Below are 18064 nucleotides of genomic sequence, written 5' to 3'. Positions count from 1 at the left end.
TATTTCAGATGAATTAAAATGAGGGGTGAAGGGTTTGGATAATATAATTACTTTAGCTGAGGGGTTAATTAAATCAGCTGCTAATAGTTCCGAAAAGGGAGTTTTTCTTATAAAAGGTGAGAGTGACGAAAAATTTATTCCATATAAATACGTATACTTAGAGGCTTTGAAGGTTTTATATAATCTTCAGGCCAATGGACTAAAAAAAGGTGATGAACTTATACTTCAAATTAAAGATACTGATAATGAATTATTTATATACACTTTCTGGGCATGTATATTGGGGAAAATAATACCTGTTCCTGTAAGTGTAACTCATAGAGAAAATGCATCAAAGGTTTTAAAAATATTTAGTCAGCTGAAAAATCCTAAGATAATCATAGATGAAAAATGTCTTCAAGGAATAGAAAAGTTTACAAAGGGAACAAGCTTTTCAGGAATCTTGGAGGACTTAAAGGCAAACTCAATTTCTATGGATAAAGTAATTAGAGATGAGGGAATTGGAAGAGTAGAAATTATAAATGAAGATGATATAGCATTTATACAATTTTCCTCTGGCACCACTGGAGATCCTAGAGGAGTAGTTTTAACCCATAAAAATTTAATAACTAATATAGGAGACATTATAGATGGATTTAAGGGTAATGAGAGAGATAGTATGTGTAGCTGGATGCCATTAACCCATGATATGGGTATAATAGGTCTTCATCTATTGCCTTTAGTTTTTAATATTAATCAATACTTAATGCCAACCTCATTATTTATAAAAAATCCAATATTGTGGATAAAAAAAATTAATGAGCATAGAGTTACACTTACAGCAGCATCCAACTTTGGTTTTAGATACTTTTTAGACCACCTAAAGGATAGAGAATATCTTGAGTGGGATTTAAGTTGTATAAGAAAGGTATTTAATGGAGCGGAGCCTATATCTGTGGATATAATTAAAGAGTTTTTGTATAAATTAGCTATATACAGATTAAAAAGAGATACCATGTACACCGTGTATGGTATGGCAGATGCCAGTTTGGCTGTAGCTTTTCCTCCAGCAGATGAGGAATTTTCCTGCATATATGTTAGGAGAGATTCCTTAAATGTTGGACAGGCTATTGTGGAATTAAAAAAAGGTGAAGAATCGGACCTTAGTATGGAACTAGTGGTAGAAGGTTATAGTGTAAAGCACTGCAATATAAGAATAGTTGATGATAATTTAAACATTTTAGAGGAGGGATGGATTGGTAATATTCAAATTAGTGGAGATAATGTTACAAAAGAATATTATAACAATCCGGGACTTACTAAAAGTATAATCAGTGAAGATGGATGGCTTGCTACTGGCGACTTAGGTTTTATAAAGGGTGGCAGAATAGTTGTTATAGGAAGATCACAGGATGTAATATGTATTAATGGAATAACTTATTACCCACACTATATAGAAAATAAATGTGAAGATATAGAGGGAATTTCCACTGGAAGAATAGTTGCCTGTGCATTAAAGGATAAATTTATTGAAAGGGACAGATTGATTATATTTTTGCTCTTCAAAAGGAAAATGGAAGACTTTATAGATTTTGCAGAGAGAGTAAAAAAATTAATAGGGGAACAGATTGACATAAGTGTAGAGGAAGTCATACCAGTAAGGTCTATTCCAAAAACCACCAGTGGAAAAGTACAGAGATTTAAGTTGGTGGAAATGTACAGAAAAGGTGAATTTGAAGAGTCCATTAATAATATGTATGAAGTTTTTAGCAGAAAAGTTATGGATACAATTGCTGCTACAAAGGAGTAGAGTCGGATAAGGCATGTGAAAGTAAATAGTAAGGCAAGGATGTGAGGTCTATTTTCAATTACACAAGGAGATAGGTGACTTTGAAGTAATGTATCTCAGGGATTTATGGAGGCAGTAGGATACAAAATATGCCAGCATACTGATTAGTATTTGTTAAATTGGAAATAATATATTGATAAAAATGTAATTTTAAGGAGAACAAAAATGTTTGAAATATATGCTGTAAATATTAAAGACTTCAAAGATGAAAAAATGATAGACGAGTTCTTTGAATATATATCTGCTGAGAAGGCACAGAGATTATCAAAGTTTAAAATAGCTGAGGATAAAAAAAGAGGTATATTAGGTGAACTGCTGGTAAGATATTTAATATGTAGTAAACTTGAAATAAAAAATAATGAAATCGAGTTTACTACAAACAGGTATGGTAAGCCCTTCCTTAAGGATTATATTGGCTTAGAATATAATATATCTCACTCAAATGAATTAGTTGTTTGTGCCATAGGGAACTATCAAGTAGGTATAGATGTAGAATATATAAAAAATATAGATTTTGATACAGCAAACTATGTTTTTTCACCACAGGAATATGAAGAATACAGTCATATTCCTGTATATAGAAGACTGGATTATTTCTATTCAATTTGGACATTGAAAGAAAGCCTCATAAAGGCAAAAGGCTTAGGCATGCACATTCCAATGAACTCTTTCAATGTAAATAGGAACTCACCAAAAGATGTATACTGCCTATATGATAATTCTAAATATTATTTTAAAGAGTACAGTATAGAAGAATATAAATTATCAATTTGTTCTAAATTAAAAGCTTTTCCAGATAATATTCAGTTTTATAGTTTTGAGGAATTTTATAATCTTTTTCAGTCTGTATTACAATCCAGGGGTGTTAAAGTTTAAGTATAGGCAAATGCAATGTTATTTTAGTGCCTGAATTAAGCTTACTATATACATCTATTGTGCCTTTATGAGATAATGTAATCCATTTTGCAATGGAGAGACCAAGACCGGTTCCTCCAGTTTTTTTTGTTCTGGATTTGTCTGCTCTGTAAAATCTATTAAATATATTTGGAAGATCTTCCTTTGAAATACCTATGCCTGTATCTTCAATTGTAATTATTACCTCATTACCCTGAGAAAAGGAATTTAATGTTATTGTACCTCCCTCTGGAGTATATTTTATACTGTTATCTACAAATATTCTTAAAGCTTCCTTAATTAATTTGGCATCAGCATTCACCATTAGTTTATCGTTCCTCATATTTTTTATTTCATGAGAAGTATCAATTAATTTTGTTTCTTTTACAAGTTCCTCAATTAATTCATTAATATAAAAGTCTTTTAATTCTATTTTCTGAGTTTTTTTATCTCCCCGAGCTAAAAAGAGAAGTTTCTCAATTAAATCTTTCATATTTTCAGCTTCAGTTTTAATTGACTCTATAGCTTCTTCAAGAACTGCTCTGTCATCCTTGCCCCATCTTGATAATAGATTTGAATAACCTTGTATTACTGAAATTGGGGTTCGTAGTTCATGGGAAGCGTCTGAAACAAACTGATTTTGACGTTCATAGGAATCCTGCAGTCCATCTAACATTTTATTAAAGGTCTCAGCTAGTTCTTTTAGTTCATCCTGAGAACCACTTACATCAAGTCTTGTATTTAGAGCATTTACAGTAATATTTTTTACTGTTTCAGTCATATTTTCCACGGGTCTAAGTAATTTTTTACTGGTTTTGGCTCCAATGATTGTTATGGTTATTATAAAGGTTAAATTGATGACAAATAAAATGAAAAATAGGATCAAAAGGCTGAGAGATTCTTTATATAAATTATGGCTGATTTGAATATAAATATTTTGAGAATTCCATTGAACTGTATCATTTAAAATTAAATATAAATTAGTATTAGTGCTATTGGTTTTATTATTAAAATTTAAGGCATTGCTTGTATTTTTTGTTACACTATAAGGTATACTCAGCAAATACCTGTTATTTAAAGTATAGACATTTTTCATATTGTAGGTATTATAAAAAGTCGCAGAATTATTATTTTTTTCTGTAGTGTAGATAAGCTTTTTCTGTGCATCAAAGATAGTTATATCCATGTTGTCTAAAGAAGAAATTTCAGTAATAAGGTTTCCGGGTATGGCTGTTTCATTTTTTATATTTGATGAAACTATTTGAAAATTTTTATACATGATATCTTCTGTGTTTTTTACCATGTATATTGAAAATCCCACTAATAAACTTGTGCTCAATAATAAAAGCAGCAGTGTAAAAATTGCAGCATAGGTAGTGGTTATTTTAAAGGTTATTGAAAAATAAAGTCTTTTAAGTATTGTCTTTCTCAATTTATTGAATAATATAATAGTAGTTTTAGTTGCTATCACTGGTATTAAAAATATAAATTTTAATGAACTTATAAATATCTTTAAAGCATTTTTTATATTAATCATCTTTTAAAACATATCCCACCCCTCTAACGGTATGAATCAATTTTTTATTATACTTATCATCGATTTTACTTCTTAAATATCTTATGTATACGTCAACTACATTAGTATCACCAGTATAATCATAACCCCACACTGTTTCAAGGAGCTTTTCTCTGGTAAGCACAATATTTTTATTCTCCAAAAGATATTTCAATAAATCAAATTCTCTTTTTGTCAAATCAACAGGATTATTATCAAAGGAAACAGTATATTTATCTAAATCAAGTTTAAGTTTATTGAGACTTAAAACTTTTGAACTTTCAATTTTAGTTGAACTATTTTTTAAGGCTGTTCTTATTCGTGCAAGTAATTCCTCTATGGCAAAGGGTTTTGTTACATAATCGTTGGCTCCCATATCAAGACCCATTACTTTATCTATAACCTCATCTTTAGCAGTGAGCATTATTACAGGAACTTCAGTACTTTGTCTTAATTTTCTAAGCACCTCTATGCCATTCATGGAAGGAAGCATTATATCCAGTAATATTAAATCAAATTCTTTTGCCAGAGCTTTTTGCAGACCACTTCTTCCATCATGGCATTGTTCAATTTCGTAACCTTCATACTTTAGCTCTAATTCTAAGAACCTTGCAATTTTTAACTCATCTTCAATTATAAGAATTTTTTTGCCTAACATATATTTCCTCCTGATACTAATGTATTGATAAATATCAATTTATCATTGAAAATCAATGTTTGTAAACATCAATATATTTATAGTAAATATTAAAATAATTATATTTTTATAGATTAATTATTTTAGAACTTCATTATTCTAATTCAATTATACAGTAAATAGTTTTAAGGTTATATAGAGAAAATATGTGCTGTACTAAAATTTAACACTATCAAATTATTGAGTTACAATAGATTTGATAGTGTTATCTTTCAAGTTTACCAAATTTCAGGTTCAACTCAGAGTGTAATTTACTCAAGAGATGTTAATTTAATTATCACAGGGGTGTAATTTGACTCATTAATGTCATTAATTTAAACTTGGTTGCTGGTTTGAGAGTCAGTATCTTCATTAAATTTCTTTTTTGCAGTGTCTACCACATTAGATATTTTATCTAGAGTTTCGTTAACTTTTGCCGGTTCTCCATTTTTTCCTTTAAATCTAAATCTGTGACCAGTAATTAGAGCAAGTATTAAACCAGGTACAGCAACATAAGGAGCAAATACAGTAATTATTACTACTATAGTTACTGGCAAACTCAATATTATATTATCTTTTTTCTTAATAATAAATTTTGTGGTGTTGCCTTTCTTAATAATCTTTTTAATAATGTTAAAGAAACTGCTGCCTTCATCGCTTTTTACCTTGTTTTGTTTTTCCAGGTAAATTAAAGCTTCCACTAAATCTCCATTGCATTTTTCCAGTGCTTCCTTTGCCTCCTCATAACTAACATTAGCTCTTTTTCTTAACTCATCAATTAATTCTACTTTAACTGACATTTTAATTCCTCCCTTAATTTATAGCATTTCCTAATAAATAACCAGTTCGTACACTGAAATATTTTCTAGCTTTAACTTGTTATTTTTCGTATGCTTAATCTATACTTTTATTATAGAAAGGGAAGATTAGAGAAAGATTAGTTAAAGATTAGAATTTCATTAGAAATCTATATACTTATTATTCCAATTATCTAAATTACAGTGTAAAATGAATGATGAAGAGGAGAAGCTATGGATAAGAAGATATTAAATATAAGAGCACATCATTTTTTATGCATGCAGGGGTTCCAAGGCTATGGTTACAGTGAGGACTTTGTTCATAATATGGCTGGAATAATAAAATATATAAGAGAAAATTCAGATTGTAAAATAAATTTGATTAACAGCTGTGATGATATTTGCAGTGCTTGCAGTAATAATAAGGAGCAATATTGCTGCAATAAGGAAGTTGATAACATGGATAATGCAGTGCTTAGTAAATTAGGACTTAAAAAGGGATGTACAATAAGTGCCAAAGATGCATTTGATCTAGTAAATAGAAAATTAAGAACTATGGAAGATGTAGAAAATATATGTGGAAATTGTAGATGGGCAGAGAAATGCCTATGGCATTTAAGACATATTCAAAGCATTGATTAGTAATATGGCTTGTTATATACTTTAGTATTATGTTTATTTAGTAATGCTTAAAGATAAAAAAATTAAGGAGCTTATAATTTTAATGGAACAGTGGCTTAGTGCGAGTAAACTTGTGATTTTATTTTATTGTGTTATTAGGTATTCCAGCAGCGGGACTAAATCTATTCCACAGGTGGTTTTATTTATTTTAATCTACATATCTGCCAATGCAGGTATATATCTGGTTAAGAAAAATAGATTAAAAAAGGCATTATTATTTTTGCTTATTATAGTAATAGTTAGATATTTGTATTATTTAGACCCAATATTTACACTGCTTTTACCTATAAGTATATTTGAATTATTTTTTGATTTAACGAATATAATACTTATTCCATTTCTTATAGTATTAACGCCTATATATTTTTTAAATATATATATGAAGATGGATTATATTACTATGATGCTTATAAGTTATATAATATATTTATCATCCCATAAGTATACCAAGAGAATAGATAGTATATTAAAAGAAAATGATTATATGAGAGAGAAAATTCATTTATTGTCTATGAAATTAAATAAGAATTCAAACTATGAGCAGCATATAAAATATCTTTCAAGGCTTGAGGAGAGAAATAAGCTTTCCCAGGAAATACATGATAAAATAGGCCATGCTATGTCAGGAAGCATAATACAGCTGGAGGCAGCAAAATTATTTTTAAATAAGGATAACAAAAAATCGGAGGAAATAATTGAAAGAGTCATAGAAATATTAAGATCTGGCACAGAAAGTATAAGAGCATCTCTAAAAAATATAAAACCTCCTCAGGAGCAAATAGGAATTAACAGACTTAAAATTTTACTGGAGGAGTTTTCAGTAAATAATAATATAAAAACTACTTTAGTACATTTAGGAAATCTAGAGGTTATATCTATAGTTCAGTGGAAAATAATATGTGATAATGTAGGTGAAGCACTTACCAATGCTTTAAAGTATTCCAAGGCATCTTTAATCTCAATAAATATACAGGTACTTCCTAAATTTATAAAAGCTGAAATAAAGGATAATGGAGTAGGTGCAGATAATATAAAAAAGAGTCTTGGTATAATAGGTATGGAGGAACGGTGCGGCAGTGTAGGGGGTAAATTGATAATTGATGGGTCCAATGGTTTTTCTGTAATAAATCTTTTGCCGGTGGAGTAGGGGTTATCTTTAAGAACAAATCATTCAATTAGGATGAAGTGTAATATTGGAAAAGAGTTTTATAGCCAACTACTTTTAAAAAGCAACGAAGAGATTGCCAAAGGAAACTTTTCGAGAGAAGAGATATTTCAAGGGTTAGATGATATACAAAAAGCTGTAAAATAGAAGGAGGGATGAATATGCCAATTAAACTCATAATAGCAGATGATGATGCTATAGTAAGAGAAGGCTTTAAAATGATTCTCAGTATGGATGAAGAATATGATGTTTTGTATTGTGCAGAGAATGGAGAGGAAGCTTCAAAGTACTGCGGGGAACATGAAGTGGATGTGGCATTATTAGATGTAAGAATGCCTGTAAAAAATGGAGTAGAGGCTGCTAAGGAAATTTGCAGTAATACGACTACTAAAGTTCTCATTCTTACCACCTTTGATGATGATGAATTTATAATGGATGCCATTAAGAATGGAGCTAAGGGATATCTTTTAAAGAGCAATCCGCCAGATAAAATAAAAGATGCCATAAGAATGGTTAAATGTGGGAATACAGTTATTCAGGATATAGTGTTCGACAGAATTAAAGAGGGTCTGGGTAATACTAAAGTTAATAAGCTGGATAAAAATCTTTTTTCAAAAAGAGAAATTGAGATAATTGAAAGCATATCAAGAGGATTATCTAATAAACAGATAGCTAAAGAACTGTATATATCAGAGGGCACAGTTGCAAATTATATAACCTCTATATTAGACAAAACTGGTCTGGAGCACAGAACTCAAATAGCAATTTATTATTTGACGTAAAGGAATATGACTTTTCTCATATATAAAAAATGAATATTATCATATTAAAATAGTGAGTTTATGTACTGTTGCAGGCTTACTATTTTTTTTATAATTAAATTGTAAACAGAAATTCTAAATTTAGAGGATTTCACTGGAGTTAAATTTGATAAGCCACTATATCCAGATGGCTATGTTTATATGCAGTGAAAATTATGCTGATCACCAGCAAGGTTAAAATATTAAAGAAGGGGGAGTTATCCATGAGAAAGTATGACACTTGGACAATTTTATTAATTGTAATCGTAGTTGTTATTATAGCGCCACACTTATTAAAATTTGTATTTTCAGCAGTTTTTGTATTAATAATTGTTGCCTTTATCTTATTTATATTAAAAAAGTATGGTAATGAAAATGGATATAACAAAATGGACGGAATATTTATGAGTGGGGAAGTGAAAGCTACCGATCTCCATAATAAATATGATTTTACTTTTTCAAGTGCCATATTAGACTGTACTGAATTATTAGCACCACTGCAGGATAAAAATATGAAAATTGATGTAACCTTTTCTAAATGTGTAATAAAGCTTAATCCCAATGTACCAGCTCTCATAAGAATAGATAGCAGCTTTGCCAATGTAACACTTCCCAATAATTCAAAGATTACTTTCGGTGAACAGAGTTATGCTACAGCAGGATATAAGAGTGGATTGCCTTGTTTTTATATAAAGGTTGATGTAGCTTTTAGTGATGTGGAAATTATAGAAAATTTTTAAACATTTTAAAGATTGTTTGAAAAAGATAATTTACGAGGAGTGGATTTTATGAAGATAGTAAGAATTGAAAATTTAGTAAAAAAGTTTGGAAACACTGCAGCTGTAGATAAAATCACATTAGGTATTGAAGAAGGTGAGATATATGGACTTTTAGGTCCTAATGGAGCTGGAAAGAGTACAACTATAAATATGATATGTGGATTACTTTCACCTAATGAAGGCACCATTGAAATACTTGGAAAAGATATAAGAAAGAATAAAATATTTGCAAAGAGAAATATAGGAATAGTTCCTCAGGATATAGCTATATATGAAGATCTTACTGCCTATGAAAATGTGAAATTCTTTGCAGGTCTTTATGGTTTTAGAGGAAAAGAGCTAAAAACAAGAGTAGAAAAAGCACTTGAATTTGTGGGACTTATAGATAAGGCAAAAAGCTTTCCAAAAGGATTTTCTGGTGGAATGAAAAGACGTCTAAATATTGCCTGTGCCATTGCTCACAGACCTAAGGTTATAATAATGGATGAACCTACCGTTGGAATTGACCCACAGTCAAGAAATCATATACTTCAGTCTGTTAAAAAATTAAATGAAATGGGAAGCACTATTATCTACACCAGTCACTATATGGAAGAAATAGAGGAGATTTGTACAAGAATAGGTATAGTAGATCATGGAAAGCTTATAGCAGAGGGTACAAAGGAGGAACTGAAAAGCAGCATTTCTGATACAAATACAATTTGGGTAACTATACAGTCTTTAAACAATTTTCAGTTAGATGAATTAAATGAGATTAATGGAGTTATAGGTGCTGAATTGGAGGATAATATTGTTAAGATAAGCAGTTCACAGGATGTAAATAATCTGGATAAAATAATTTTGTTCTTCACTGAAAAGAATATCCATATAAAAAATGTAGAGACAAAGACACCTGATTTGGAAACTGTATTTCTTACGCTTACTGGCAGAAAGCTTAGAGATTAGGAGGGAATTTTATGAGTGTTTTAATTATAGCATTAAAAACCATAAAGCAAACTTTTAGAAATAAACAAGCAGTTATCATGGGACTTCTGTTTCCAATAGTATTAATTTTTATATTGGGTACAGTATTATCCAGTGATTTTAGTGACTCCACTACCTTTAAAAATATAAGTGTAGCATATTTGGAGCAGGACAGCGGCTATTTATCAAAGGGCTTTGATGGTTTTATAGATAAAGGAAATTCTATTGGAATAAAATATTCAAAGGTGAACACAGAGGAGGAAGGTTTAAAAGCTGTTAAAAATGGTAAGGCTTCTGGTTTTCTCGAAATAAATGATAAGGGAATGAAATTATATAAAAGTGACCTGGCGGGTATTCAAGGTAATGTTGTGGAATCCATAATGAAATCATTCCTTGAAAGATATGGTGCTGTAATGGAGATAGCTAAGGTTAATCCAGGAGCTTTAAATGAAATTAATAATAACGCCAGCTATGAAGGATTAGTTACTAATATTTCCTTGAATAATAAGGCAAAACCAGAAGCTATGGATTATTATGCAGTAACTATGCTGACCCTTATAATACTCTATTCTTCTATGACTGGAATGTATTCAATAGCTGGTGAAAGAACGGGAAAAACACAAGATCGTCTGTTTTGTGCTCCTGTAAGTAAATATAAGATATTAATGGGAAAGACACTAGGTATTATTATTTATTCAGTACTGCAGATTATACTAATTATAGCCTTTAGCAAATTTGTATTTCATGCTTACTGGGGAGATCATCTGGGAACAGTGTTTATTATAGCCTTGGCAGAGTCTGTAATGACTGTAAGTATTGGGGCAGGTCTGTCCTTTATAATAAAAGACACTGGAGTATTAAGCGGATTATTAAGCATGTTTAGTTCTATACTGGCATTTTTAGGGGGAGGGTATTTCCCTTTGGATGGTATGGGTAAAACTATGCAGCTGGTAACTAATATATCTCCGGTAAAATGGATTAATCAGGCAATGTTTCAGGTAATATACAGTAATGATTTCAGTTCTGTAGGTATTGCTATAGGTATAAGTTTATTAATATCTGCTATTTTTATTGTAATTTCATCACTTGGATATAGAAAGGAGGCAGTCTAAAATGAAAAATGTAATTTGGCTGGCAATGAACAATTTAAAAGTAACATTAGGAAAGAAAAAAAGTATAATTGCATATTTTGTGTTACCTGTGCTTTTTATGTTAATTCCAATGATTCTATATAGTAATGTTGGAAATGGTTCCATAAAAGTAGGAGTGATAGACAGGGATAAAAGTGCCTTATCCAGTGATTTTGCAAAGGCTATTGGGAAACAGGATAGTTTCAAGTTGACGAGTATAAACAGTGAAAATCCAAAGGGAGACATCGCAGCAGGAAAGGTAGATTGTGTTATCACTATTCCTCAGGGTTTTGAAGAAAGTGTGTACAATAATTCTTTGAAAAATCCGGAAATATTGTCTCTAAAAGGGGAGTCTTCTACTGCTTGGATAAATAATTATTCTAATATATACTTGAGAAATCTGCTGGACATCTGGAAAGCATCTAAGGGAGATAAGCAGGTATTCAATAAAATGTATGATGGCTTGAAAGAAAACAGCCTGTCTTTTAAATCCACAACTGTTCAGGATACGGCAAGAGGTAAGGGAATGACCTCACAAAGTATTGGATTTTTAATTATGTTTATGATGGTAGGAGCAGGCTCCTTTACAGAAATTATTCTTAAAGAAAAGAAAAATAGAACCTATTTTAGAATATGTTCTGCACCTGTAAGCTCTAAAATATATATATTCAGCAATGTAATTTCCAGTTTTGTAATTGTGGCAATTCAATCTTTGATCACTTTACTTGCTATGACAAAGATTTTTAAAATTCAAACCTATGTACCTTTTTGGCAGATGTACGTAATACTCTTATGTTTTGGCTTTGTAGCCATAGGACTAGGATTACTTTTAGTGGCCTTCTCAAAGGATTCCACACAATCAAATATGTTAATGAATCTAATAGTAACGCCGACCTGTATGCTTAGTGGATGCTTTTGGCCAATAGATTTTATGCCTGAAACCGCAAGAAAGATTGCAGATTTTCTTCCACAAAGGTGGGCAATAGCAGCTGTAGAGAAACTTCAAACCAATAGCAGTTTTTCCAGTATATATCTTCATCTTCTAATTATATTGGGCTTTGCATTTACTTTCTTCATAGTAGCAGCCTATAGATTCAGTAGAGATGAGAATATAAAGAATTTTGTATAAATGATTAAAAAAGGCTCAAAAATTTGAGCCTTTTTTTAACTACTATGCTGAATTTCCTTTGCCTTTTCACTTAAGATTTCAAAATTATCCTCTTTTTCTTTAGCATCAACTACAGGTATATTCAAGGAAACTGCCCCATCAGGCAATTCGCCTTTTAATCCCAAATAATAATTCCTTATTGGTTTTAGATTATCATCCAGTTCATAAACCAGAGGAGTGCCTGTTGGAATATTTAGATTTACTATTCCATTTGCAGGAATCTTATCTAAATATTTTACTAGTGCTCTAAGAGTATTACCGTGAGCAGCTATTATAATTTTTTTATTTGCTTTAATTTCTGGCACAATAACTTCATGCCAGTATTCCAGTACTCTTTTTTCTGTATCTTCTAGATTCTCCGTAAGTGGAATTTCACTTTCTTTTAATCCATTATATTTAGCTTCATTGCCAGAATATCTTTTATCATTTTTATCTAGAGCTGGTGGTCTTACATCTACAGAACGTCTCCAGGTATGAACCTGTTCTTCACCATATTTTTTAGCAGTTTCGGCTTTGTTTAGACCCTGCAGAGCACCATAGTGCCTCTCATTTAATTTCCAGCATTTATTTACAGGAATCCACATGAGATTCATTTCATCCAATATAATATCAAGAGTTTTTATTGCTCTCTTTAATACTGATGTATAGGCAATATCAAAATTATATCCATTATTCTTTAATATTTTCCCTGCTGTTCTGGCCTCTTCAATTCCCTGTGAAGATAAATCTACATCTGCCCATCCGGTGAATCTATTTTCTTTATTCCATTCACTTTGACCATGTCTTATTAAAACTAACTTTATCATAAAATCACTTCCTTTTTCTAATAGAGGAAATTTTAGAATTAATTTGTTTATAACATTAAATTTATATACAGTATTTCAGTTTTCAAACTAGTGAAATTTTTAAATTGATAATTTCATTGATATTAGTATGATTATTTATCTCTACTTATATTATAGTAAATTTTAGCTATTTGTGAAATGAGATACTGGTAATGATATTCATTATTACCTAGAGATTTAACAACATGTAATGCTTTTTTTCTCTATTTTTCTAACATTAAATTTATATTTCATTTGCAAGTGTATTTAAGTATATTGTAAGAATTTTTAGTAGATTTTATTCATAAAAATTCTTTACTCAGAACATATGTTTGCATATAATATAGTTAATAGAATAAAATCTAGTAACTATATTTATCTAAACGCAATGAAATAGATAAATTTTAAAGAACTGAAGTTGATGTAAAGGGGACTTAAGTTTGATTATGGAGAATAGTAATAATAGAGTTATATTTCACATTGATGTAAATTCTGCATTTTTATCCTGGAGTGCAGTCTATAATCTTCAGCAAGGTGGAATCATAGATTTTAGAGAAATACCAGCTGTTATTGGTGGAGATTCTAAAAGCCGCCATGGGGTGGTATTGGCAAAATCTATTCCAGCAAAAAAATATAATATAAAAACAGGAGAATCTTTATTTTCTGCAAAAAAGAAATGCCCTGAACTAAAAGTTATTCCGCCTCAACATGATTTATACAGAAAATACAGCAATGGCATGATGAAAATTCTGCAGGAATATACACCTGTCATAGAGAAATTTTCCATTGATGAATGTTTTATGGATTTTACAGGTGTAAAAAAGGCCTGTGAAGATCCTATAAATTTTGCCTATATCATAAAAGAGAGAATAAAAAGAGAGCTTGGCTTTACTGTTAATGTTGGTATAGCTCATAATAAGCTTTTGGCTAAAATGGCTTCAGATTTAAGGAAACCGGATAGAATACATACTCTTTATCCACAGGAGATAAGGAAAAAAATATGGCCGTTGCCTGTAGAAAATTTATTTATGGTAGGAAGAGCCACAGTTCCTAAACTTCATAAATTACACATAAAGACCATAGGTGAACTTGCCAATTGTGATTTAAATACTTTAAAAAGTGAATTTAAGAGCTATGGTGCTTTAATTTGGAATTATGCAAATGGTATTGAAGCTTCACAGGTACAGGATAATAGACTTATAAATGCCAAAAGTATAGGTAATTCTACTACTCTTGCTGCTGACATAAAGGATAGAAATTCTGCCCATATAGTTCTGTTCTCACTATGTGAAACTGTTGCCATGAGACTTAGAAGTTCACAAAATCTTTGTAAAGTAGTAACTGTAGTAATAAAGAACAGTGAATTTATAAGTTATTCCAAACAAAAGCAGCTCTGCAGTGCCACAGATTCTACAAAAGAGATTACAAAAACAGCGTATGAAGCATTTGATAGGGCATGGAGAGGGGATAAAATAAGATTACTTGGAGTAGCTGTATCCCATTTATCTTCCAATGAGCTATATCAAATGTCTTTATTTGATAATAAAGATAAAGTTAAAGATAAGAAATTGGATACTACTTTAGATAGTATAAGGCTCAAGTATGGTTCTAAGGCCGCTATGAGAGGAGTATTTGTTAAATCTGAAATTAAGCCTATGAGTGGAAGATTAAAAAAGGATGATTAACTATGCTAAAAGAACTAGTAATTCTTGTTTATATAAGACAAGAATACCATACTCTCAGAATATACGAAATCATGGTATTCTCTTATATAATACTATAAAACCGCAATGTTTCGTTAAGATCTTTTTTATATCTCTTTAAATTACAAATTGTAGTATTATTAAAAAAATTAAGGGTTGTTCATATTAATTTTTACATCAGCGGTGAAAAAAGTCTGCTTATTCCCTGTAAAACTCTAGTAATGATACCTCTAGAATAATACCATTCTTTAGTAACAAGCTCAGAATCTTTCATATCATTTTCAAATATATTTATGCATTTTGATAAGAAGGCTGTATTGTATACAAAGACATTTACTTCAAAATCTAGAGCAAAGCTTCGTATATCTATGTTTGAAGTACCTAAAGAACAGACATTATCATCTATTAATATCATTTTGGCATGTAAAAAACCAGGATATAGGTAAACTTTTATTCCATACTCCAAAAGATCATTTATGTAAGATGTGGTAGCTTTATATACAAATTGTTTATCAGGTATTTTTGGCAGCATAATTCTTACGTCTATGTTGCACATGGCTGCTGTTTGCAGTGCTTCTAAAAATGGACCATCAGGAATAAAATAAGGAGTTTGAATATATATCTTTTTCTTTGCAGAAGAAATCATTTTTATAAAGCTTCTCTTTATTTGCTCTTTGTTTGAATCTGGTCCACTGGAGACTACCTGAATGCCAATGGAACCCTGAGGTTTTATATCTGGAAATAAACGTTCTATAAACAGTCTTTCATGAGTTTCTTTTTCTTTTGAAGCATAATACCAGTCAGTTAAGAATATTTCCTGAAGGAAGTAAACCGAACTGCCCGTAATTCTCAAATGAGTGTCTCTCCAGGGAAGCTTGCGTTTCCCAAGGCCCATGTATTCATCACCGATGTTCATTCCGCCTACATAGCCAATTTTACCATCAATTGTTATTATCTTTCTATGATTTCTATAATTTAAACTGATATGATGTCCAATAGTTACAGGAAAAAATTTGCAAACTTTTCCACCAGCATTTATTAATTTCTTAAACATTTTAAAGGGAGTAAGAATGCTTCCTACCTGATCGTAAAGAATACGTACTTCAACACCATTTTTTGCTTTCTCAGTTAATAGATCTACTATCTTTTTTCCTATGCTATCATTCCTTATTATAAAGTATAAAATATTTATAGTATCTTTAGCGTTTTTTATATCTTCTATAAGAGCATTATATTTATCTGCACCGTTAGTAAATATGGATACATCGTTATCTTGTGAATAAATACTCTTATTTGCATTAATGTTTAATTTTATAATATTAATGTAGTTAATTGTATTTTTATCTGTAAATATTACACTTTCACTGTTTATTAAATATTTTTCTCTTATAAGATATTTGTTGTAAAGAGCTTCAAAATCTTTTTTTATTCTTGTTATCTTTTTATTCACATGTACATTTCTTCCGAAGACCAGATATACTATAAATCCTATTATGGGTAAAAAATTCATTATAATTATCCACACAATACCCATCATAGGTTTTCTTCTTTCTATATAAAGTGTTATAAGAACACAGAAAATATTAGCTAAATAAGTGCATATTACTACGTAAAGCAATATTGAAAAACTCAAAACTTCATCTCCTCTTAGGTTGATTTTTTAATACAGAATTAGTATTACCATTTATCTTTTGACTAACCATTGTAAAACTGAATATCAATGAATCTTATTTAGTGGGAATTTGTACTCCCACTAAATTTAGATGAATTATCCAGGGACGTGTCGCTGTTATCTCCAGCTTTATATGGTGGAGTGTTACAGCGACTAGTCATCGGATAAACTTTTTTTAAATAAAAATATTCACTATACAAATTATATATACTAATTGAGAAAATATCAATTTTCAAATAATTTATATTTTTAATTTAACTTTTGTATTAATATTTGATAAGAAAGATAATAGTAGAGCAAGAAATAATAAATTTGGCCAGAATTTTGACTACAACTATAAGATATAAAAGTAAAAAATGGATTTGCAGAATCACCCTAATTCATGAGTATATCTTCCATAGCCTCCAAATTTAAAATCTTAAAGGCATTTTTATGAAAATCTATAAGTCCATCTTTTTTCATGTTTATAAGTTCTCTTGACAGGGAAGGGCGGGGAACTCCCAATGACTCTGCCATTTCTTTTCGAGAGGAATTTATTTGAAATAGTGTTTTCCTATTTACATGATAGCTTTCAAGTAGAAGGCTTGTAATTTTCTGTCTTAGGGTTTCATAGGATAGATTTTTTAATTTATTATTTAACATTAGAATTTTGTTAGATAATAACCCCATAAAATTATTTAAAATAGACACGTTCATACTACAAAGAGTAACAATATCTTCTTTTGATATAAATAGTATTTGAGAATTTTCAGAAGCTACAATTGTAGAAGGGTATTTATTTATATCTGAAAATATTATAACTTCACCAAAAATATCTCCACTGAAAAATTTTGCTATAGTAACAGTTTTACCAGAGGCAAAAAATTTCTTAATTTCTATGGAGCCGTTTATTATTATACCGATACTGGAACAATTATCACCTTCAATGGCTATAGTTTCGTCTTTTAAATAGGAACATATTTTATAATCTATTTTAGCTAAAAGTGTTTTAATAGTTTCTTCGTTAAAATTTTTAAATATAACACAGTTTTTAAGTATATCAGTTAAATTATTCATAGTATATCAATCCCATCAATAAATTATTTTTTATGTTTCTCTATTTTTATTAAACTTCAGCTCTGTAAGTAATATATCCAATCGTTAATAATAATTAATTATCCTTAAAAATTAATAAATATGTTTAATTTAGTAACCTAGGTTACGGATTTTATATTAATATGTTACTATAATAGAGTAATAGAAACAAGAGAATAAATCTATTAAATTTCAATTTATCCGACGACTACCATCTGTAATACTCCCATCTTCTATCAAAGTGGGAGATAACGGATGCTACGTCCCTGGATAACGATTTCTAAGTTTCAGATGGAGAAAAAAACTCCACCTGAAACAAAGAACTCTGTTTATAATAGTGAGAAAAGGCGAACTA

16 protein-coding genes and 1 pseudogene are annotated in these 18064 nt (G+C 30.0%); 11 read left to right on the top strand and 6 right to left on the bottom strand.

Annotation, left to right across the window (positions count from 1 at the left end; genetic code table 11):
• The first annotated feature begins 34 nt into the window (after positions 1-34).
• Positions 35-1789 carry an AMP-binding protein gene (locus tag ABF633_RS07990; RefSeq protein ID WP_415523139.1) on the top strand — a complete coding sequence of 585 codons (1755 nt, stop codon included), beginning with the start codon at positions 35-37 and terminating at the stop codon, positions 1787-1789.
• Positions 1790-1993: 204 nt separating this feature from the next.
• On the top strand, positions 1994-2704 hold the full coding sequence (locus tag ABF633_RS07985; RefSeq protein WP_415523138.1) for a 4'-phosphopantetheinyl transferase family protein: 711 nt from the start codon (positions 1994-1996) through the stop codon (positions 2702-2704).
• Here ABF633_RS07985 and ABF633_RS07980 read toward each other — a convergent pair.
• From ABF633_RS07980 to ABF633_RS07970, 3 genes are all read right to left on the bottom strand, one after another.
• Positions 2694-4259: an ATP-binding protein gene (locus tag ABF633_RS07980; RefSeq protein WP_415523137.1), complete on the bottom strand. Its 1566-nt coding sequence runs from the start codon at positions 4257-4259 to the stop codon at positions 2694-2696. The genes ABF633_RS07985 and ABF633_RS07980 overlap by 11 nt on opposite strands.
• Positions 4252-4935, bottom strand: coding sequence for a response regulator transcription factor (locus tag ABF633_RS07975; protein WP_415523136.1), 684 nt, complete (start codon positions 4933-4935; stop codon positions 4252-4254). The genes ABF633_RS07980 and ABF633_RS07975 overlap by 8 nt, the downstream gene beginning before the upstream one ends.
• Before the next feature lie 353 nt (positions 4936-5288).
• A complete protein-coding gene (locus ABF633_RS07970) occupies positions 5289-5753 on the bottom strand; it encodes a DUF4342 domain-containing protein (protein ID WP_415523135.1) in 465 nt (154 codons plus the stop codon).
• A gap of 231 nt (positions 5754-5984) precedes the next feature.
• On the opposite strand from ABF633_RS07970, the gene ABF633_RS07965 reads away from it, so the two are divergent.
• From ABF633_RS07965 to ABF633_RS07930, 8 genes and pseudogenes are all read left to right on the top strand, one after another.
• Entirely contained in the window at positions 5985-6392 is a 408-nt protein-coding gene (locus ABF633_RS07965) for a DUF1284 domain-containing protein (protein ID WP_415523134.1), read from the top strand.
• Positions 6393-6474: 82 nt separating this feature from the next.
• Positions 6475-7578, top strand: coding sequence for a sensor histidine kinase (locus ABF633_RS07960; RefSeq protein ID WP_415523133.1), 1104 nt, complete (start codon positions 6475-6477; stop codon positions 7576-7578).
• A 42-nt stretch (positions 7579-7620) separates the two neighbouring features.
• Positions 7621-7743 (top strand): annotated as a pseudogene (locus tag ABF633_RS07955) (DUF6483 family protein); the annotation flags it as partial.
• A gap of 14 nt (positions 7744-7757) precedes the next feature.
• Positions 7758-8378, top strand: coding sequence for a response regulator (locus tag ABF633_RS07950; RefSeq protein ID WP_415523132.1), 621 nt, complete (start codon positions 7758-7760; stop codon positions 8376-8378).
• A 242-nt stretch (positions 8379-8620) separates the two neighbouring features.
• Positions 8621-9136, top strand: coding sequence for a hypothetical protein (locus tag ABF633_RS07945; protein ID WP_415523131.1), 516 nt, complete (start codon positions 8621-8623; stop codon positions 9134-9136).
• Between the two features lie 48 nt (positions 9137-9184).
• On the top strand, positions 9185-10120 hold the full coding sequence (locus ABF633_RS07940) for an ABC transporter ATP-binding protein (RefSeq protein ID WP_415523130.1): 936 nt from the start codon (positions 9185-9187) through the stop codon (positions 10118-10120).
• An 11-nt stretch (positions 10121-10131) separates the two neighbouring features.
• Positions 10132-11250, top strand: a complete 1119-nt coding sequence (locus ABF633_RS07935; RefSeq protein WP_415523129.1) for an ABC transporter permease — start codon at positions 10132-10134, stop codon at positions 11248-11250.
• 1 nt (position 11251) lies between these two features.
• Positions 11252-12397: an ABC transporter permease gene (locus tag ABF633_RS07930; RefSeq protein WP_415523128.1), complete on the top strand. Its 1146-nt coding sequence runs from the start codon at positions 11252-11254 to the stop codon at positions 12395-12397.
• Between the two features lie 35 nt (positions 12398-12432).
• Here ABF633_RS07930 and gpmA read toward each other — a convergent pair whose 3' ends face one another.
• The gene (gpmA, locus tag ABF633_RS07925; RefSeq protein ID WP_415523127.1) at positions 12433-13242 is read right to left on the bottom strand and encodes a 2,3-diphosphoglycerate-dependent phosphoglycerate mutase; all 810 of its coding nucleotides are present in this window, start codon (positions 13240-13242) and stop codon (positions 12433-12435) included.
• A gap of 464 nt (positions 13243-13706) precedes the next feature.
• Here gpmA and ABF633_RS07920 point away from each other — a divergent pair, with 464 nt between their 5' ends.
• A complete protein-coding gene (locus ABF633_RS07920; protein WP_415523126.1) occupies positions 13707-14945 on the top strand; it encodes a DNA polymerase Y family protein in 1239 nt (412 codons plus the stop codon).
• Positions 14946-15135: 190 nt separating this feature from the next.
• On the opposite strand, the gene cls is transcribed toward ABF633_RS07920, so the two are convergent.
• Both cls and ABF633_RS07910 read right to left on the bottom strand, forming a co-directional pair.
• A complete protein-coding gene (gene cls / locus ABF633_RS07915) occupies positions 15136-16596 on the bottom strand; it encodes a cardiolipin synthase (RefSeq protein ID WP_415523125.1) in 1461 nt (486 codons plus the stop codon).
• 414 nt (positions 16597-17010) lie between these two features.
• On the bottom strand, positions 17011-17691 hold the full coding sequence (locus ABF633_RS07910; protein WP_415523124.1) for a Crp/Fnr family transcriptional regulator: 681 nt from the start codon (positions 17689-17691) through the stop codon (positions 17011-17013).
• Between the last annotated feature and the right edge of the window lie 373 nt (positions 17692-18064).

The sequence above is a fragment of the Clostridium sp. genome (assembly GCF_047718555.1).
GTDB lineage: Bacteria > Bacillota > Clostridia > Clostridiales > Clostridiaceae > Clostridium_I.
The sequence above is the reverse complement of the archived record's forward strand: the minus strand, read 5'-3'. Positions and strand labels throughout refer to the sequence as shown.